The organism is Desulfuribacillus alkaliarsenatis, assembly GCF_001730225.1.
GTDB classification, from domain to species: domain Bacteria; phylum Bacillota; class Bacilli; order Desulfuribacillales; family Desulfuribacillaceae; genus Desulfuribacillus; species Desulfuribacillus alkaliarsenatis.
In genome coordinates this window covers 73,383-90,763 of sequence record NZ_MIJE01000003.1, presented here as the reverse complement: position 1 = coordinate 90,763, position 17,381 = coordinate 73,383, and the positions used below count along the sequence as shown (strand labels likewise).

General features: G+C 40.2%; 18 protein-coding genes. All 18 read right to left on the bottom strand.

What is annotated here, in order from left to right; translation table 11 throughout:
- Positions 1–124: 124 nt before the first annotated feature.
- A complete protein-coding gene (locus BHF68_RS04655) occupies positions 125–1,693 on the bottom strand; it encodes a proton-conducting transporter transmembrane domain-containing protein (RefSeq protein WP_069642496.1) in 1,569 nt (522 codons plus the stop codon).
- Positions 1,683–3,326 carry a complex I subunit 5 family protein gene (locus tag BHF68_RS04650; protein ID WP_069642495.1) on the bottom strand — a complete coding sequence of 548 codons (1,644 nt, stop codon included), beginning with the start codon at positions 3,324–3,326 and terminating at the stop codon, positions 1,683–1,685. Before BHF68_RS04650 ends, BHF68_RS04655 begins: the two co-directional genes overlap by 11 nt.
- Positions 3,319–3,840, bottom strand: coding sequence for a sodium:proton antiporter (locus BHF68_RS04645; protein ID WP_069642494.1), 522 nt, complete (start codon positions 3,838–3,840; stop codon positions 3,319–3,321). Before BHF68_RS04645 ends, BHF68_RS04650 begins: the two co-directional genes overlap by 8 nt.
- Positions 3,833–4,552, bottom strand: a complete 720-nt coding sequence (mbhE, locus tag BHF68_RS04640) for a hydrogen gas-evolving membrane-bound hydrogenase subunit E (protein ID WP_069642493.1) — start codon at positions 4,550–4,552, stop codon at positions 3,833–3,835. Before mbhE ends, BHF68_RS04645 begins: the two co-directional genes overlap by 8 nt.
- Positions 4,549–4,788, bottom strand: coding sequence for a Na(+)/H(+) antiporter subunit B (locus tag BHF68_RS04635; protein ID WP_069642492.1), 240 nt, complete (start codon positions 4,786–4,788; stop codon positions 4,549–4,551). Before BHF68_RS04635 ends, mbhE begins: the two co-directional genes overlap by 4 nt.
- Positions 4,789–4,825: 37 nt before the next feature.
- Positions 4,826–5,137, bottom strand: coding sequence for a monovalent cation/H(+) antiporter subunit G (gene mnhG, locus BHF68_RS04630; protein ID WP_069642491.1), 312 nt, complete (start codon positions 5,135–5,137; stop codon positions 4,826–4,828).
- Positions 5,130–5,402: an MrpF/PhaF family protein gene (locus BHF68_RS04625; protein ID WP_069642490.1), complete on the bottom strand. Its 273-nt coding sequence runs from the start codon at positions 5,400–5,402 to the stop codon at positions 5,130–5,132. Before BHF68_RS04625 ends, mnhG begins: the two co-directional genes overlap by 8 nt.
- A 64-nt stretch (positions 5,403–5,466) precedes the next feature.
- A complete protein-coding gene (locus BHF68_RS04620) occupies positions 5,467–5,994 on the bottom strand; it encodes a Na+/H+ antiporter subunit E (RefSeq protein ID WP_069642489.1) in 528 nt (175 codons plus the stop codon).
- A 32-nt stretch (positions 5,995–6,026) separates the two neighbouring features.
- Complete coding sequence (gene rnr / locus BHF68_RS04615; RefSeq protein ID WP_069642488.1) at positions 6,027–8,354, bottom strand: ribonuclease R; 2,328 nt, start codon at positions 8,352–8,354, stop codon at positions 6,027–6,029.
- Between the two features lie 76 nt (positions 8,355–8,430).
- A complete protein-coding gene (locus BHF68_RS04610) occupies positions 8,431–9,177 on the bottom strand; it encodes an alpha/beta hydrolase (protein WP_069642487.1) in 747 nt (248 codons plus the stop codon).
- Positions 9,174–9,863: an alpha/beta hydrolase gene (locus BHF68_RS04605; RefSeq protein WP_176719876.1), complete on the bottom strand. Its 690-nt coding sequence runs from the start codon at positions 9,861–9,863 to the stop codon at positions 9,174–9,176. The genes BHF68_RS04610 and BHF68_RS04605 overlap by 4 nt, the downstream gene beginning before the upstream one ends.
- A 149-nt stretch (positions 9,864–10,012) precedes the next feature.
- Positions 10,013–10,243: a preprotein translocase subunit SecG gene (gene secG, locus BHF68_RS04600; RefSeq protein WP_069642485.1), complete on the bottom strand. Its 231-nt coding sequence runs from the start codon at positions 10,241–10,243 to the stop codon at positions 10,013–10,015.
- A gap of 76 nt (positions 10,244–10,319) precedes the next feature.
- On the bottom strand, positions 10,320–11,600 hold the full coding sequence (gene eno / locus BHF68_RS04595) for a phosphopyruvate hydratase (protein ID WP_069642484.1): 1,281 nt from the start codon (positions 11,598–11,600) through the stop codon (positions 10,320–10,322).
- A 96-nt stretch (positions 11,601–11,696) separates the two neighbouring features.
- Positions 11,697–13,250, bottom strand: coding sequence for a 2,3-bisphosphoglycerate-independent phosphoglycerate mutase (gene gpmI, locus BHF68_RS04590; protein WP_069642483.1), 1,554 nt, complete (start codon positions 13,248–13,250; stop codon positions 11,697–11,699).
- A 95-nt stretch (positions 13,251–13,345) separates the two neighbouring features.
- Complete coding sequence (gene tpiA, locus BHF68_RS04585; protein WP_069642482.1) at positions 13,346–14,089, bottom strand: triose-phosphate isomerase; 744 nt, start codon at positions 14,087–14,089, stop codon at positions 13,346–13,348.
- 104 nt (positions 14,090–14,193) lie between these two features.
- On the bottom strand, positions 14,194–15,420 hold the full coding sequence (locus BHF68_RS04580) for a phosphoglycerate kinase (RefSeq protein ID WP_069642481.1): 1,227 nt from the start codon (positions 15,418–15,420) through the stop codon (positions 14,194–14,196).
- Between the two features lie 47 nt (positions 15,421–15,467).
- A complete protein-coding gene (gene gap / locus BHF68_RS04575; protein ID WP_069642480.1) occupies positions 15,468–16,487 on the bottom strand; it encodes a type I glyceraldehyde-3-phosphate dehydrogenase in 1,020 nt (339 codons plus the stop codon).
- 138 nt (positions 16,488–16,625) lie between these two features.
- Positions 16,626–17,342, bottom strand: coding sequence for a cytochrome c biogenesis CcdA family protein (locus BHF68_RS04570; RefSeq protein ID WP_069642479.1), 717 nt, complete (start codon positions 17,340–17,342; stop codon positions 16,626–16,628).
- Positions 17,343–17,381: the final 39 nt, after the last annotated feature.

Sequence of the window (17,381 nt, the reverse complement as noted above, 5' to 3'; positions counted from 1 at the left end):
ATTTGATACTGCGTTTATAACCACTACTACTCATAGTAATCCTCGTCGCGTCGTAAAAACTTAGCCATTAGTTTAGCAACGCCAATTAGTAACAAGCTTCCAATGATAGCTACAGTAAATTTCATCATCGCATTAACCCCTTTGCTACTAAATCTGTAAACGTTTTGATTACACTATAACTATTCACATCGGTAATTATGAATACATTATCACTGGCTAAGGCTGCTAAGTCATAGTACGAGCCTATGAAGTTCGGATAGACGCCTAGTATTACTGAGCTTAAAGCTGTTATTACTATCGGAATTACTAATAGCTTTGGTATTATCGCCGGCAGCTTTATTGGTGCTACATCTTGATTACTTCCTTGTGTTTTATGATTGAAAAACGCCATATACACAACTGGCATCAGGTACGACAAACTTAATAAGGCACTGGCTATCATGACAACGATAAATAGCACCTGACCTCCTTGAATGGCTCCGAGGACAATGTTGAATTTACTAATAAAGCCAGCAATAAATGGCATACCCGCAATTCCTATGGAGGCAACGGCAAAGGCAGCAAATATAATCGGAAATTGTTTGCCTAACCCATTCATTTCACTTTCCTTCGCCTTCTTCGTCAGCACATAGATAGCTCCCGCACAGAAGAACAGCGTAATTTTCATGAATGCATGGGCGACCATATGAAAGCCCGCTCCTAGAAAGCCATAGGGTGTTGCTAAGGCTATACCTAAGACAACGTATGACAATTGCCCAATTGTCGAAAACGCTAGCCTTCTCTTTAGATGGTCTTGGTTTATTGCAATTAGTGACGAGACAATAATAGTAATTGAAGCAATCCAAGCAATGGCTGTAGCCATACCAATCTCTTGAAATAATTCTGGCCCAAAAACATAGCCAACTATTCGATATACGCCAAATGCGCCTGCCTTTACCACAGCTACGGCATGTAGTAAGGCGCTGACAGGAGTTGGTGCAACCATCGCAGCAGGTAGCCAAGCATGGAGTGGCATCACTCCTGCTTTAACTGCAGTGCCGATAAATAATAGCATAAATACAGCCTGCAGCACCCAGGCTGGAGCCATATCTGCCGTTAAAATACCCCCACCAACGAAATCACTCGTTCCTGCTAACAAGTGAACAAGCACAACTCCCACTAGTAGAAGCTGTCCTGCTACCAGTGTATAGATTAGATATTTCCGTCCAGCCTGTTGTGCTTCTTGATTACGTTTATGAATCACTAGCGGATAAGTAGCAATCGTCAGTAGCTCATAGAAAATAAAGAATGTTATTAAATTAGCCGAGAAAGCAATTCCGATTGTGGCCGCTAGACTCAAGGCAAAACTAGCATAATAGACTGTTTGGTTTTTACTATCTAGACCACGCATATACCCAATCGAAAACACCGATGTTACTACCCATAGTACTGCTGCCAAAGCAGCAAACAGCAGACCTAAAGCGTCTACCCTTAAGTGCAAGTAAATGTCTTTCACTACATAAAACAGCTTCACATCAATAGTCTGCTGCGCCAGTATAGTAGGAACCATTGCCAGTATGATTATCAGATTTAGAAGTGCTGCAATGATAGTCCATGCTTCCCTTATATTCGGATATTTCTTACTAAGTAATATTAAGACAACAGCAATCAGCGGCACTACAATTGCAAGTACTGGTAATATATTATCTCCCATATGCAATCCCTCCTAGCGCTGTCTCTATAATATTCGTAACAATTGGCTGATTGTAAATTCCTAGCACGAAAACCCCAATAGCCAATATTACAATTGGAACTAGCATTGTTAAAGGAAGTTCAAAACCGCCAAAACGCTTCTCCTGAAACAACCTAACACGTTCTCGCTGACGCTCTAGCATCCTCTCAAAGGCAGAAGGGTTATTGCCGTCACTAGTTTCATAATTGGTCGCAGATATAGATTGCTTCTGCAGGGCATTTGTGTCATATGTATCACTTGTTTCATTTGTATTTTTTGTTTCGTTTACTTCATCAGCATCCTGCAGATAAATCTTTTCTATAATTCTAAAGAAATATATAGCATTTAAAAGACTACTAATAACAATTACTATTACAAAAAACCACAGGTTTTCTAATACTGCCCCTTTTAACAAATACCACTTACTAAAGAAGCCTGCCGTTGGTGGTAGCCCAATCATTGAAAATGCTGCCACAGTAAAGGCTGCCATTGATAGCGGCATGCTCCTGCCCAATCCCTTAAAATTATCGATACTATCAGATTGCTTATGCCATTTAACAGCACCAGCTACAAAAAACAAACAACTTTTCATTACTGCGTGATTGACGATGTGCAAAAGCCCACCGATAACCCCATACACATTACCAATGGAGAATCCGAGTATCACATAGCCTATCTGAGCAACACTTGAATAGGCGAGCATGCGCTTACATTCTTTTTGTAAGAGCGCCATAACGGAACCTACTATCATGCCAGCGGCGGCAAGTATTCCAGCTATCATCAAAATCGGCATCGTATAAAATTGATCAACACCCAGTACAAAAAAGAATATTTTAAATAACACAAAGGCTGGAACCTTAATCATAACCCCCGAAATCATCGCTGAGATTGTTGACGGTGCATACGTATGGGCATCAGGTAGCCAGCCGTGCATTGGAAATAGCGCCATTTTCAAACCAAAGCCCGCTACAATCAGTAGCATAATAATAATCATTGCAGTTGTTTGCTCATAGGGCTGCAAACGCTCAGCCACGTCCAAAAAGTATAGACTGCCTGTCAGACCGTATATATAGGCTACCGCCAGCAGATAAAACTTCGCCCCTAGTGTTCCGATTATCAGGTATCGAAACGCAGCGAAATTTGCCCTTGTGCCAGCAAAGGCAATTAATACATAGGTCGCCAATGAGGACATTTCCATAAACACAAAAATATTAAACAAATCTGCTGAAATTAACATTCCAGACATACCTGCAACCATAAGAAAGAATAGGGAATAATAACAGCCCGTCCTGAGCCAGTGCATACCATACAGGTAAGCTCCACCATATAAGACAGCAAGGGTGAACAAAACATTAGTAACTAGTACGATAAAAGCCGACATCGGGTCAACTATGAATGCAATCCCCCATGGCGGCAGCCAGCCACCAAAAGCATAGGTAAGTGCCCCTTCCTGGACACTAGTCACTAAGGTCAAGATTGACAAGAGTACGAGGACTACAGTTGTTGAAATGGCAGTCCAACGCAACAACCGTGCTGAAATATAGGCTATAAAAAGAATGATAACCGATAAAACTAAAGGAATTACGACCAACAGGGCAGGAAGATGCTCAATCACGACCATCCCCCCTTCCCCCACTGCGTTTATTGATGTCTACAGCACCAGCGATATTGTTAAAATTTCCTCCGGTAATATTTTGTTTGTTTACTTGCATATCTTGTTTGTTCACTTGCATATCTTGCTTATTTTTTTGCATCAGTTTATTATTTTTCATCAACTTAATAATTTGATCTTCTTCAATGCTTCCGTAATCGTTGGCTATTTTCTTCAATAATACTAATCCCACGCCTGCAATAGCTAAGCTAACAACTATGGCGGTTAACATCATTGCTTGTGGTAACGGATTTGTATAGCGATCAGCTTCAAAAACCCCAGGCAGGATTACAGGAATAGTAGCATCACGCTTTTGTCCAAGGGCTAAAAAGAAGATGATTACTGAAACCTGTGTAATATTTAACGCTATTAGCTTTTTTAACAAATTCTTCTTATTTATAACTCCATATATCCCTAAAAGAAACATAGAAATTATTAAAAAGTAAATAAGCGTTCCAGAAAGAAAGTCTTCAAACATCAGGCATCTCCCTCTCTAACGCACTATATATTACTAAAATTGTAGCCATAACACATAGAGCTACGCCCACTTCAATAATAAGAATACCTATGGCATGACCTAATTCTTCTGTAGAAGTTGGCAGCACATCCAATTCTAAAAACACACCTTGATAGAAAAAACCAGCAATTCCCACGGACAAAAATATTAGCACGCCAAATCCAGCTAATAGGATTGACTGCTTAATCGTTATTACTTGAATACGCCCACGAATTAACTGCGAGCTAATAACTCCAAAGGCAAGTAAAGCACCAGCCTGGAACGCGCCACCAGGTGAATATTCACCGTGAACCAGGATGTATACCCCATACATCAACACCACTGGTACCATATAGCGAAATGAGGTGTCTAAAACATATCCACCAAAGCCCCGCTCTTCTTGTCTAACTAACTCCTGACCTTGGTAGTAAAAGCTTATAATTGACATCGTAGCAATTCCAGCTATAAAAATCACAATAGTCTCGCCGAGGGTATCAAAGCCTCGGTATGATATCAGTACCGCGGTAACAAGATTTGACGCCCCTGTGTCTTCATAGGCTTTCTCAATATAATAAGGCGATACGTGGGTAGCTGCTGGCGAATTTGGGTCGCCTATATTAGGTAATTCCTGAAAGCTGAAGGTGAACAGTATCAACATAAAGGCAATCAGCGTTAATGATAGATAGCGCATCATGATTCGGACCACCGTCCAATTTTGTAAATGCCCGCTAGGAAGAATATTGTGAATAATATACCTATGACTGCTTCTAGCAATGCAACATCAGGTGCTCCTAGGATTATATACAGCAATACAGCAAATACGCTAAATAACACAAACAGAAGGATAGAGTAATACAAGTCTCGAACATGCAAGGCTGAATAACCTACTATTAACATTAAAATTAATAATAATGCTTCGAAATATAGCATCTACTCGCTCCTCCCATTCACTAGCTTTTTACTAGGTCTACCCTTTTTTCCAAGGTCGCACCCCTGCTTTATAAGCAGCCCTGCTTAAAACATGAACCCCCGCCGCATTAAAAATAAGCACAAATATAGTAATAAATAATAGCTTTGTGCTATTTAAAGTGAATCCCTCGTAAATTGCTACTCCTAATAATACTAGCATTAAACCTAGGGTTTCATTCTTCCCTGAAGCGTGAATACGCGTATAGAAATCAGGCAAACGCAGCACTCCTATAGTCGCAATAATACTAAAAAGGAAGCCCGTAACTATAAAAAATCCAGCTATCATATTTTGAATACTGAACTCAATCATAGTTTGACCCCCTGATTTCAATGTATTTAGCAAGTACAACAAAGGTTATAAACCCAAGGATTGCATATGTAATTGCTATATCTATAAACATATCAGCCCGATCATTTATATACCCTATTAAAACTAATAGGATTGTTACATCAGCAGCTATGACAATTAGTCCATTTAACCTGTCGTATACTGTTGGTCCTTTAAAAACACGATACAGCATAATCAGGATCAAAACCACTAATCCTATGCTAACAACAACGAATAAACTCTCCATGATAGTCCCCCATTTAAATTTAAAACTATCTGCTAAGTATGCATTTTAAGTATCTATTCTTGAACTACTCTTGAAAAACATCATCAACTTTAGCAATTAGCTTACTCTCAAAACCACGTTCAATTCTTTGTGCTCCTTTTTTCGTCAATGAATGTATCACATACGTATTATCATCAACATCTAAGGTTAGTGTTCCTGGTGTAAGGATGATAGCGTTTGATAATGTTGTTTGTGCTATTGGATTAGTAAACTTTTTCTCGAGGGTAACTACTTGAGGGTCAATTGGCAGCTTAGGATTTAAGATGATCATGGCAACTTCTATATTAGCTTTAATGATTTCCTTCACTAACCAAATCCAAAATTTAACGTATTTAAAAAGCGGAAAATCAAAGGCATAAAATATCCTTTGACCATCTCGGGACGTTAACCGCATTAGCGGCAGCGTAATCCAGGTTATGAAAAGCGCTGCCGCCATACCTATTCCTAAATGGAACAAATCCCATTTGCCAGATAATAAAGCCCAAAACATAAACAAAAATATTATCAGCTTTACACTATGCCTTGTTTTAGAAGAATGAAGCTTAAATAGCATCTGTCCCACTCTCCTCTTTTAATCATATCTCTTTACTTCCTCTTACGTGTTCCTTTATCTTTCCCTTTTCTATCCTTCTTACCTGCTCCTGATTTCTTGCCCCTTTTTCCTGAACCTTGCTTATCTGAGCCCTTCTGACTACCATCAGACTTTCTACGACGTCTTTTCTTGTAGTCACCACCTGGTTGTCGAACTTCAATTGCTACTGGCTTCTTTTTTGCGCCGCGCTTTGCCGGCGGCCCCTCTATAAGCTCGAAATCCAACTGCCGCTCTTCCTTATTTGCGCGCATTAGTTTAACTTTTACAGGATCACCGATACGGTAGGTTCTGCCTGTACGTTCACCAACTAGGCTATAGGATTTCTCGTGATAATTATAATAGTCGTCAGTCATATAACTGATATGAACTAAGCCTTCTACGGAGTTATCAAGCTCTACGAACATTCCAAAGTTCGTTACACTTGTGATAATTCCCTCAAATTCTTCACCAACGTGTTCTTCCATAAACTCAACTTTTTTCAGCTCATCAGTTTCTCTTTCAGCATCAACAGAAATGCGCTCACGTTCTGAGGCAAGCTCCGCTATCTCTTGAAGTTTTTTCGCTAGCTTACCCATCTTTTCTGCAGCTAGACCCTTTTTGTTTATCGATTTACGAATCATGCGATGCACAATCAAGTCTGAGTAACGTCGAATCGGAGACGTGAAATGGGTATAGTATTCCGTCGCTAAGCCGAAGTGGCCAACACCTTCCGTGTCGTAGCGTGCCTGTTTCATTGAGCGTAATAGTACTGTGTTAATAATACGTTCTTCTGGTGCACCTTCAATTTGCTCAATTATTTGCTGTAAGGACTTCGGATGAACTTTATTACTAAAGCCACGGACGAAGTAGCCGAAGTTGCTTATAAACTCGTTAAAGGCAAATAGTTTTTCTAAATTAGGTTCTTCATGGACACGATAAATGAACGGAATGTTCAACCAGTGAAAATGCTCAGCGACCGTTTCATTCGCTACAAGCATACACTCTTCAATAATTTTCTCAGCAGTAGAGCGTTCACGTTTTACTAAATCAACGGGCTTACCGTTTAAATCCACAACTATCTTAGTTTCAACAAAGTCAAAGTCAATAGCTCCCCGCTCCATCCGACGATTGCGAAGCTTGGCAGCTAAATCTTTAAGCATCATAAAGTCTTCGACTAAGTCTTTATAACGTTCCATTAGCTCTGGATCTTCATCCTCAACTATTTTGCGGACATTACCATAAGTCATACGCTCAACGGTCTTGATTACGCTTGGAAAAATCTCATAGTTAATGACCTTAAGATTTCCATCAAACTCCATCTCACAGGACATGGTCAAGCGATCTATGCGCGGATTTAAGCTACATATACCGTTCGATAAGCGCTCTGGTAGCATCGGGATTACCCTGTCCACCAAATAGGTACTGTTGCCCCTTGCCATTGCTTCTTCATCTAAAGCAGAACCTTCTTTGACATAATAGCTAACATCTGCAATATGTACACCTAGTCGGTAGTTTCCGTTAGATAACTTCTCTATCGATACAGCATCGTCTAAATCCTTAGCGTCTTCACCATCAATCGTGACCATTTTTTTGTCACGTAAATCTCTACGGTCTTTCAGGTCTTCCTCACTTATAGCTTCAGGTATTCGCTCTGCTTCAGCAAGAACTTCTGGCGGAAATGCCTCTGGAATACCATGCTTACGTATGATTGATAGGATATCAACACCTGGTTCGTTAATATGCCCTAGTACTTCAATGATTTTCCCTTCTGCACTTAAGCGCTCCTTCGGGAACTGTGTAATTTCGACAACAACCTTATATCCATCCTGTGCATCTAAGGTCTCCTCTGCTGGGATAAAAATATCCTTATTAGCTAGTCGCTTATCATCAGGCACTACAAAGCCATAGCTGCGACTTGCAAAAAACGTACCTACTAAACGTTGATTTGCACGCTCTAGGATACGTATAATTTGGCCTTCCTGTCTAGCTCCGTCCCTTCTTGTTGATAAACGCACTAATACACGGTCTTTATGCATTGCCGTATTTGTATTTTCTGCACTTATGTACACATCTGGAAAGGACTTGTCCTCGGATATTACGAAGCAAAAACCTTTCGCATGTCCTTGTACTCGACCAACAACTAGGTTCATTCGCTCAGGCAGCCCATAGGTATCAGCGCGGGTGCGAATGATTTTCCCTTCATCCTCTAGCACATTTAAGAGTTTAACGAACTCCTTAAAGTCCTCACTATCTTCTCCCTCTAAGCAATCAAACAGCTCGTTTACAGTCATCGGCTTATATTTTAGTTCGCCCATGAAATCAAGTACACTTTCTCTATCCATAATACTCTCACCTCAATTTACAATATTGCCATGCTTTTTTGCTAATTTTCTAACTTTTATTGATCTAGTCTTTTTTTTATTGGTCTAGTCTTTTAATAAAATCATGAATATCTTTAAATACCTTTTCTCTTTCTTTGTCGATAGTAATAATATGTCCAGATTTCTCATATGTAATATACTGTTTTCTGTAACTTCCTATATGTTCATAAATATAGCTTCCACTTGCAGGACGGACGGTTAAATCCTGTTCTGCCTGCATAATCAAGGCTGGAACTTCTATATGACCTAATAATGGCTTAACTTGCTTAATAAGCTCAATCAAGCTCGGAACACATGCCAATGGTGTAGCTAAGTAACCTGATATTTCGCGACTTGGGGCACCATTATACCTTTCTGACTTTTTATGAAATCTGCGGAAGTATTTCAACACACTCATAAAATATGCCCTTCTGTCCGAAAGATATATAGGAGCACACATACTGATAACCGCTTTAAGAGGGTAATTAATTGCAACCTTCAAGGATAAAATCCCACCCATGGATAACCCACAGGCTATTATTTCACGACAGCCCTCTACCTTTAGCTTCTCATAACCTAATTCCACACTCTTCCACCAGTCTTGCCAATTAGTCTGTTCCATATCCTCAACACATGTACCATGCCCTGCTAAAAGTGGTGCATAGACAGTATATCCCTGCTGGTTTAGAAACTCTCCTAATGGACGAACTTCTGCTGGTGAGCCTGTAAATCCATGGGTTAATAAAACACCAATTTCTTTGCTGCCTTCCAGGTAAAAAGCTCCTTTATCTCGCTTTTCAATCATGATTGGTTTACTCCCTTAAGGAAGTCAATCACATATTCATTTACTAATTCATGCTCCTCACCACGGCACATAATATGTGGTGAGTTTTCTAGGAATAATAGTTTTTTATCTGGACTTTTTATAGCTTCATAAGCATGCCTTGCACTGTCTGGCTCAACAAGCATGTCTTTTTTCCCTTGTAAAATTAATGTTGGTACTGATACCTGCTCTAAATATGGTGATAGCTGCTGTGTTAAGCGACGGAAATCTATTACGCTACGCAGTGGTGTGTTCGTTGCCTTCGCCACATATTGTTTGAACTCATCACTTAAAGAATCTTTAAAACGTTTCTTTATGGCAACAGACATATTCTCAAATAGCTGACGATAATTTATGTAATAAATAGCAGGACTTAATAGTACTAATCTTGCTACTGGGTACTGCGTAGATAGGTAGGTTGCTATAAGCGAGCCCATTGAAAAACCAACAATATTTATCTCTTCATATTTTCCTACCATTGGCTTTAGTGCCTGTTCCGCAGAACTAATCCAGTCAGTCCAGCAAACATCCTGTAAATCTTCATCATGACCATGTCCAGCAAGAATCGGCATCTCTACTGCATAGCCTTCCTGCCGTAGTGCCTCTGCTAACGGCTCTATTTCGTAAGGAGAACCTGTAAAACCATGGATTAACAAACATGCCTTCAATTTCGTTCCCTCCATTTTCTATAATACTTAATATCTGCGGATTTATTAGCAGCTTCTTTGTATGTATAGCTATATGATAGCATAAAAAAACTCACCATACTAATTATGGTGAGTCCAGTTGTTAATTTAATTGTTACATTGCGCCAAAATTATTGTACTAGGTAAGCTACAATAAAGCTCAGAAGTAAGAAAGCAACAGCAACATACTTCGTTACACGCTCTAATACCTTCTGGTAACCCTTTGCCTTCGTTCCGATCATTTGCTCAGCTCCACCTGCAATAGCACCAGATAAACCGGCACTTTTACCTGGCTGTAACAATACAACAGCGATCAGTGATAGTGATATAATTACAAGTAATATATTCAATAAAACAACCATTTTGCCACCTCCTATTACAGGTGATATACTTTACACTAAAAGCTACTATACCATAATCAAGCAGTCACCGCAAGCATTACTTTAAATTATAAAATGCTTGTAATCCTGGGTAAGCTGCTGTGTAGTCCAATTGATCTTCAATACGTAATAATTGGTTATATTTTGCGACACGGTCTGTTCTAGAGGGTGCACCAGTTTTAATCTGTCCTGCATTTGTCGCTACAGCAATATCAGCAATAATCGTATCTTCACTTTCACCTGAACGGTGTGAAATAACTGATGTGAAACCAGCACGCTTCGCCATTTCAATAGCTTCGAAGGTTTCAGTTAGTGTACCAATTTGATTTACTTTTATCAGGATAGAGTTACCAATCCCCTCGTTAATGCCGCGCTCTAATCGCTCGGTATTTGTTACGAACAGGTCATCACCAACTAATTGAACTTTTCCACCTAGGCGGTCAGTAAGCTCCTTCCAGCCATCCCAGTCATCTTCGCTTAAGCCATCTTCAATTGAAATAATCGGATACTTATCTGCTAATTGCTCATAGAAGTCAATCATCTCAGAAGCGGTTTTAGAAACCCCTTCACCCTCTAAGTGATATTTTCCATCTTTATATAACTCTGTTGCCGCAACATCTAGAGCCAGGCAAATTTCTTCACCAGGCTTATAGCCAGCCTTCTCAATGGCTTCCATAATTACAGTAAGTGCCTCTTCATTAGAGCTAAGACTAGGAGCAAATCCACCCTCATCACCTACAGATGTACTTAGCCCTTTAGCTTTAAGCACAGCTTTTAAGCTATGGAAAATTTCTGCACCCATACGTAATGCCTCACGGAAGTCCTCTGCACCCACAGGCATCACCATAAACTCTTGAATGTCTACATTATTGTCGGCATGCTCGCCACCATTTAAAATGTTCATCATTGGCACTGGTAGCTGTCTTGCGTTAAATCCACCTAGATATGTGTATAGTGGAACCCCTTGATATTCAGCGGCTGCACGGGCAACTGCCATAGATATACCTAAGATTGCGTTCGCACCTAGCTTAGCTTTGTTCGGTGTACCATCAAGTTCAATCAGTAATTGATCGATCCCAACCTGGTCAAAAGCATCCTCACCAATTAACTCTGGAGCAATAACTTCATTTACGTTATCTACCGCTTGCTGAACTCCTTTACCTAAATAACGGTCGCCACCATCACGTAATTCTACAGCTTCATACGCACCAGTAGATGCTCCTGAAGGAACAATAGCTCGTCCTACATGGCCACTTTCTAGTTCTACCTCTACCTCTACCGTTGGGTTTCCTCTTGAATCTAGGACTTCCCTTGCATACACATCATAAATGATTGACATTTCTATAACCTACCTCCATCAATTATATTTTTAATTTATTTGTTTTATCAGCTTTTATATTTCATTGCAATTACTTGTTTGTTATCACTAATGTTGTTAACGTATTATACTTCTACCAGTCATTTCTTCGGGCTGTTTGATATTCAGTAAATGTAATATCGTAGGCGCAAGATCTGCTAAAATCCCATCTTCCCTTAATTCAATTGAGGTACCATTATGTTGCTTCGTAGTAATAATAAATGGTACTCGATTTGCTGTGTGAGCAGTATGACGACCACCGTCTGGATATTGCATCATATCTGCATTCCCATGGTCTGCCGTAATTAGAGCTACGCCACCCTGTTGTTTAATAGCTTCAACCACCTTGCCAAGACACCCATCAACAGCCTCCACTGCTTGTATAGCCGCCTGTAAGTTTCCTGTATGGCCAACCATATCTGGATTAGCGAAGTTCAATACAATGATATCAAACCTGTCTTCATTAATCTGCTTACACACTACCTCTGTCATTTCCTGAGCGCTCATCTCTGGCTGCAAATCGTATGTAGCTACCTTTGGAGAATCGATTAGAATGCGCGTTTCACCAACAAATTCTTGTTCTCTGCCACCGCTAAAGAATGACGTGACATGCTTGAATTTCTCCGTTTCGGCAATTCTTAATTGTGTAAGCTGCTGATCCTGTAGAACCTCACCCAATGTATTCTTAAGGTCTAGGGTCTTAAAGGCAACCTCTGCTTTAATTATCTCGCTGTATTCAGTCATACACACATATAAAGTCTGTGGCGGATGCTCACCACGATTGAAGTCTCTAAAATCAACCTCTGTAAAAGCCCTTGTTAATTGAATCGCTCGGTCAGGGCGGAAGTTGAAGAATATAATTCCATCACCATCGTTAATCGTTGCCACTGGCTCCTGCTTTTCATCTACGATAATTGTCTGTCCTAAAAATTCGTCATACACCTGATTGGCATAGGAATCTTTAATTGCATTTACTGGCTCACTAGTCTTATTCCCGTCACCATAGACTAACGCACGGTATGCTTTCTCGACACGATCCCAACGACGGTCACGATCCATTGCAAAGTAACGCCCTTGAATGCTAGCGAGCTTACCTGCTCCTATTTCCTGCATTTTATCCACTAACTCTTGAATGAATTGTGCTCCTGAATCAGGTGCTGTATCACGACCATCAAGGAATGCATGCACATATACATCATCTGCAATACCTTGCTTTTTGGCTAATTCTAATAGCGCATAAAGGTGCTCGCTATGGGAATGAACGCCACCATCTGATACCAAGCCAAGTAAGTGAAGCTTTTTATGCTTGCTTTTCACATGCTCTGTCACCTTCTGCAAAGCAGGATTAGTGAAGAACTCTCCAGACTCAATGGCTTTGCTAATCCTTGTTAGCTCTTGATAAACAATTCTGCCCGCACCAATATTCAAGTGCCCGACCTCTGAATTACCCATCTGTCCAGCTGGCAGTCCTACATGCTCACCACTCGCTCCTAAGGAGGCGGTTGGGTATTCCTGCATCAACCCATCTATCACTGGCGTCTTAGCCAACTTGATGGCGTTCGCTGTTTCTTCTTCTCTCAGTCCATAACCATCTAAAATGATTAGTGAGACGGGCTTGTAAGCTTCAGTCATTATCCAACATCCCCCTTTATCCAAACTGCATTACTATAATAAGCACCTTAATTATTTATTGGCTATAATCTCACCTATAACTCTATTGCACTAGCTTACACTAAAAGCTTATAAAATGATTCCACTTGTAGACTGGCTCCTCCAACTAGGGCACCATCGATGTCTGATTGTTTTAAATAATCCTTGATATTCTCAGGTTTTACACTGCCGCCATACTGGATACGTACCGACTTTGCAGTGCTTGTATCATAGATGTCCTGAATATATTTGCGTATTTGTTTGATAGTTTGATTAGCAAGCTCAGGATTAGACGATTTGCCAGTACCTATAGCCCATACAGGTTCATAGGCAATAACCATATCTGCCACCTGATTAGCCGACAGCCATGCTAAGCCAAGCTCAAGCTGCTTCTGAATTAACACTTCAGTGTCTCCAGCTTCCATTTGCTCTAAGGTCTCGCCTACACACAGGATAGGATATAAGCCATATTTGAAAGCTGCATGGACTTTCTTATTGATGACTTCATCCGTTTCCCCAAACAGCTGGCGTCGTTCAGAATGGCCAAGAATCACGTAATCCACCTGTAAATCACTAAGCATAACAGGACTGACTTCTCCAGTGTATGCTCCGTGCTCTTCAAAGTGCATGTTCTGTGCTCCAACTTTTATAGCTGTACCCTGCTTAAGTTTTACCGCATCCTTTAAGCCAATGAACGGCGGACAAACTACGGCTTCAATATGCTCTGGTATATCCTTAGCACTTAGTTTTTTAATAAACTCTTCCGTCTCTGATACGGTCTTGTTCATTTTCCAATTTGCTGCAATGATTGGTTTTTTCATGATGTAGACCCCTCCCAATCTTTTATTAATTATCTTTTAAAGAATTATCTTTTGAAGAATATCTTTTGAAAAATTATCTTTCAAAGAATTATCTTCTATTAATTTTATTTGCAAAAGTCTGTCGATGTTGGTTGCTCATGTTTAACGTTTAGCACTTCCACACCTGGCAGCTTCTTGCCCTCTAGCATTTTCAGAGAAGCGCCGCCACCAGTTGATATGTGATCCATTTTATCTGTAAGACCCGCCTGCTCAACTGCTGCTACTGAATCTCCGCCACCAACAATCGTAAATGCATCATGCTTCGCTAATATATGGGCAATACTGAATGTCCCTACGGAAAACTCCTTGATTTCAAACACACCCATTGGCCCGTTCCAAACTATTGTAGCAGATGAACGAATGGCCTCTGAATATAAATCAATTGTTCTGCGGCCAATATCTAAAGCTGTCCACGTTTCTGGAATGTCTTCAACTAAGGCATTTTTATATTCTGGTGTATAAGAAAACTCTTTGGCAACTCGAACATCAATCGGTAGCAATAATTCCACATTCTTCTCTTTTGCTTTAGCGATTAAATCTTTAGCAATAGGAACTCGGTCATCTTCTACTAAAGATTTACCAATTTCGTACCCTTGGGCCTTTAAGAACGTATTAGCCATACCACCACCGATGATTAGCTTGTCTACGCGGTCAAGAAGGCTTTCAATGACAAGGATTTTATCACTTACCTTAGCGCCTCCTATGATAGCAGTAAACGGCCGCTTTGGATTCTGTAATGCTTCCCCAAGCATTTTCACTTCCGTCATTAGTAAGAACCCTGCCACGGCAACTGGTACAAATTTTGCTACACCTGCTGTCGATGCATGGCTACGATGAGCTGTGCCGAATGCGTCATTGACAAAGACATCAATATTCTTAGCGAATTCCTGCGCTAGTTTCTCATCATTTTTTTCTTCACCGGGATGGAAGCGCACGTTTTCTAGTAAAATAACGTCCCCTGGTTGCATCCTGCTCTTTAATTCCTCTACCTCTGCTCCGATGCAATCTGGAGCCATCTTAACATCAGTATGTAATAGCTTTGACAGCCTTTTTACTACAGGTGTTAAACTGTATTTCTCGTTTCGCTCGCCCTTAGGACGGCCAAAATGGCTTGCTAGTACAATTTTTGCACCTTTAGCAATCATATATTGAAGCGTCGGTAAGGCTTTAACAATCCGCGTGTCGTCTGTTACCTTACCCTCCGCAGAAATTGGTACATTAAAATCAACACGACAAAAAATACGTTTACCTTCTAAAGAAATATCCTTAATTGATAACCTACTACAAGCCATTCCTCATCCTCCATTAATTATAAAAAGTGTCATCTTACATTGTAATCTTAGATGCGATGTTTCGCAATATAGGATATTAATTCTACCATACGATAAGAGTATCCCCACTCGTTATCGTACCATAAAATTAGCTTTATTAAATTCTTATCGAGTACCATCGTTGACTCTGCATCCACAATAGCTGCAAATCGACTACCATTGTAATCAATCGATACTAATGGTAGCTTAGATACATCTATCACATCATCCATTTGTCTTGCTGCCTCTTGAAGTATTTGGTTGATTTTAGTTTTAGATGTTTCCCGTTCAACCTCTAGTACAATATCCACACATGATACATTAGGTGTTGGTACACGCATCGCCATACCATTAAGCTTCCCTGCTAGCTCTGGGATTACTTTGCCAACAGCCTTGGCCGCTCCAGTGCTAGTTGGAATCATCGACATTGCTGCGGCACGGGCCCGTCGCAAATCATCATGGGCGAGATCGAGTAAAACCTGGTCGTTTGTATAGGAATGAATTGTTGTCATTAGTCCACGAGCAACCCCTAGCTGCTCATGCAGCACCTTCACAACAGGTGCTAAGCAGGTAGTCGTACATGATGATGCTGAAATAAAGTGATGGGTGCTAGGGTCATATTTTTGCTCGTTGACCCCCATTACTAGCATTAAATCTTCACCTTCCGTCGGAGCACTGACAACTACTTTTTTAGCTCCTGCGTGAAGCTGCTTCTGAATTTGGTCTCTAGTTTTAAACCTACCAGTCGCCTCAACGACTAAATCAATGTCTAACTTTTTCCAGGGAAGCTTTTCGGGGTCTGGTTCATTTAAGATTTGAATATGTTGATTGTCAATTGTGATTGTGTGTTTATCAGCAGAAGCACTGATATTTCCCACGTATGTTCCATGAAGGGAATCATAGGTTAGCAAATGTGCAAGTGTTCTAACGTCTGTTAAATCATTAATAGCTACAAGTTCAATAACATCAGACTTTTTCGCAGCAATAATCCTTGTCACAAGTCTGCCAATTCTACCAAAGCCATTGATGGCCACCCTAAGCTTTTTCATGATAAGTCCCCCAAGCGCTATTTTTAATATCTATAAGAAAGAAAATATAAATATTAATGTTAGCATTCGCACGCTTGGGATTCCTATTCCTAGCCTTGAAAAAATGAACCTATATGGTTTTCCTATGTGGTTTCGTTTCTATAGAAGCAGTAATGTCAATCTCTCTAACCAGCCGAAATACAATGCAATAGCAACTAGCATCAATAAATAACCACTGGCCTTTTCTATATAAGGTAAGTATCTACCAATTTTCATCAACTGCTTTTGAAATGCGTTAATAAAAAGTGCCATTAATATAAACGGGATACCCATACCCAAGGAGTATACGGCAAGCAGCATCGCTCCTCCACTAGCTGTTTCAGCGTTCGCAGCCATCATCAGGATAGCAGCTAGAATAGGACCTACACACGGTGTCCAGCCAATCGAGAAAGCAACACCTAATAGAAATGCGCCAACAAAACTGCCACCCTTAACCATACCCATATCTAATCGCTTAGTTCCCATTAGCTTCGTAAAACGGAACAGCCCTGCCATATGTACTCCAAATAAAAATATGAATAATGCAGCGATTGTCGTTAGATATGGCATATATCTCATCAGAAATTGTCCTATTGCCCCTGCAGTATATCCCATAACAATAAATACTAGGGAAAAACCTAGAACGAAGCTAATAGAATACAAAAACGCCTTCTGTTTAAAAGGATTTTTTGATGCTCCAGCTACTTGAATTTCTTTAATTGTAGCACCAGTTATAAATGATAAGAAACCTGGTATTAACGGCAAAATACAAGGAGATGTAATCGCTGCAAAACCGAAAATAAATGCAATAAAATAACTAACTTCCTGACCCTCCAAGCTCTAGACCTCCTTGCTATAATCTATTGAATATTATAT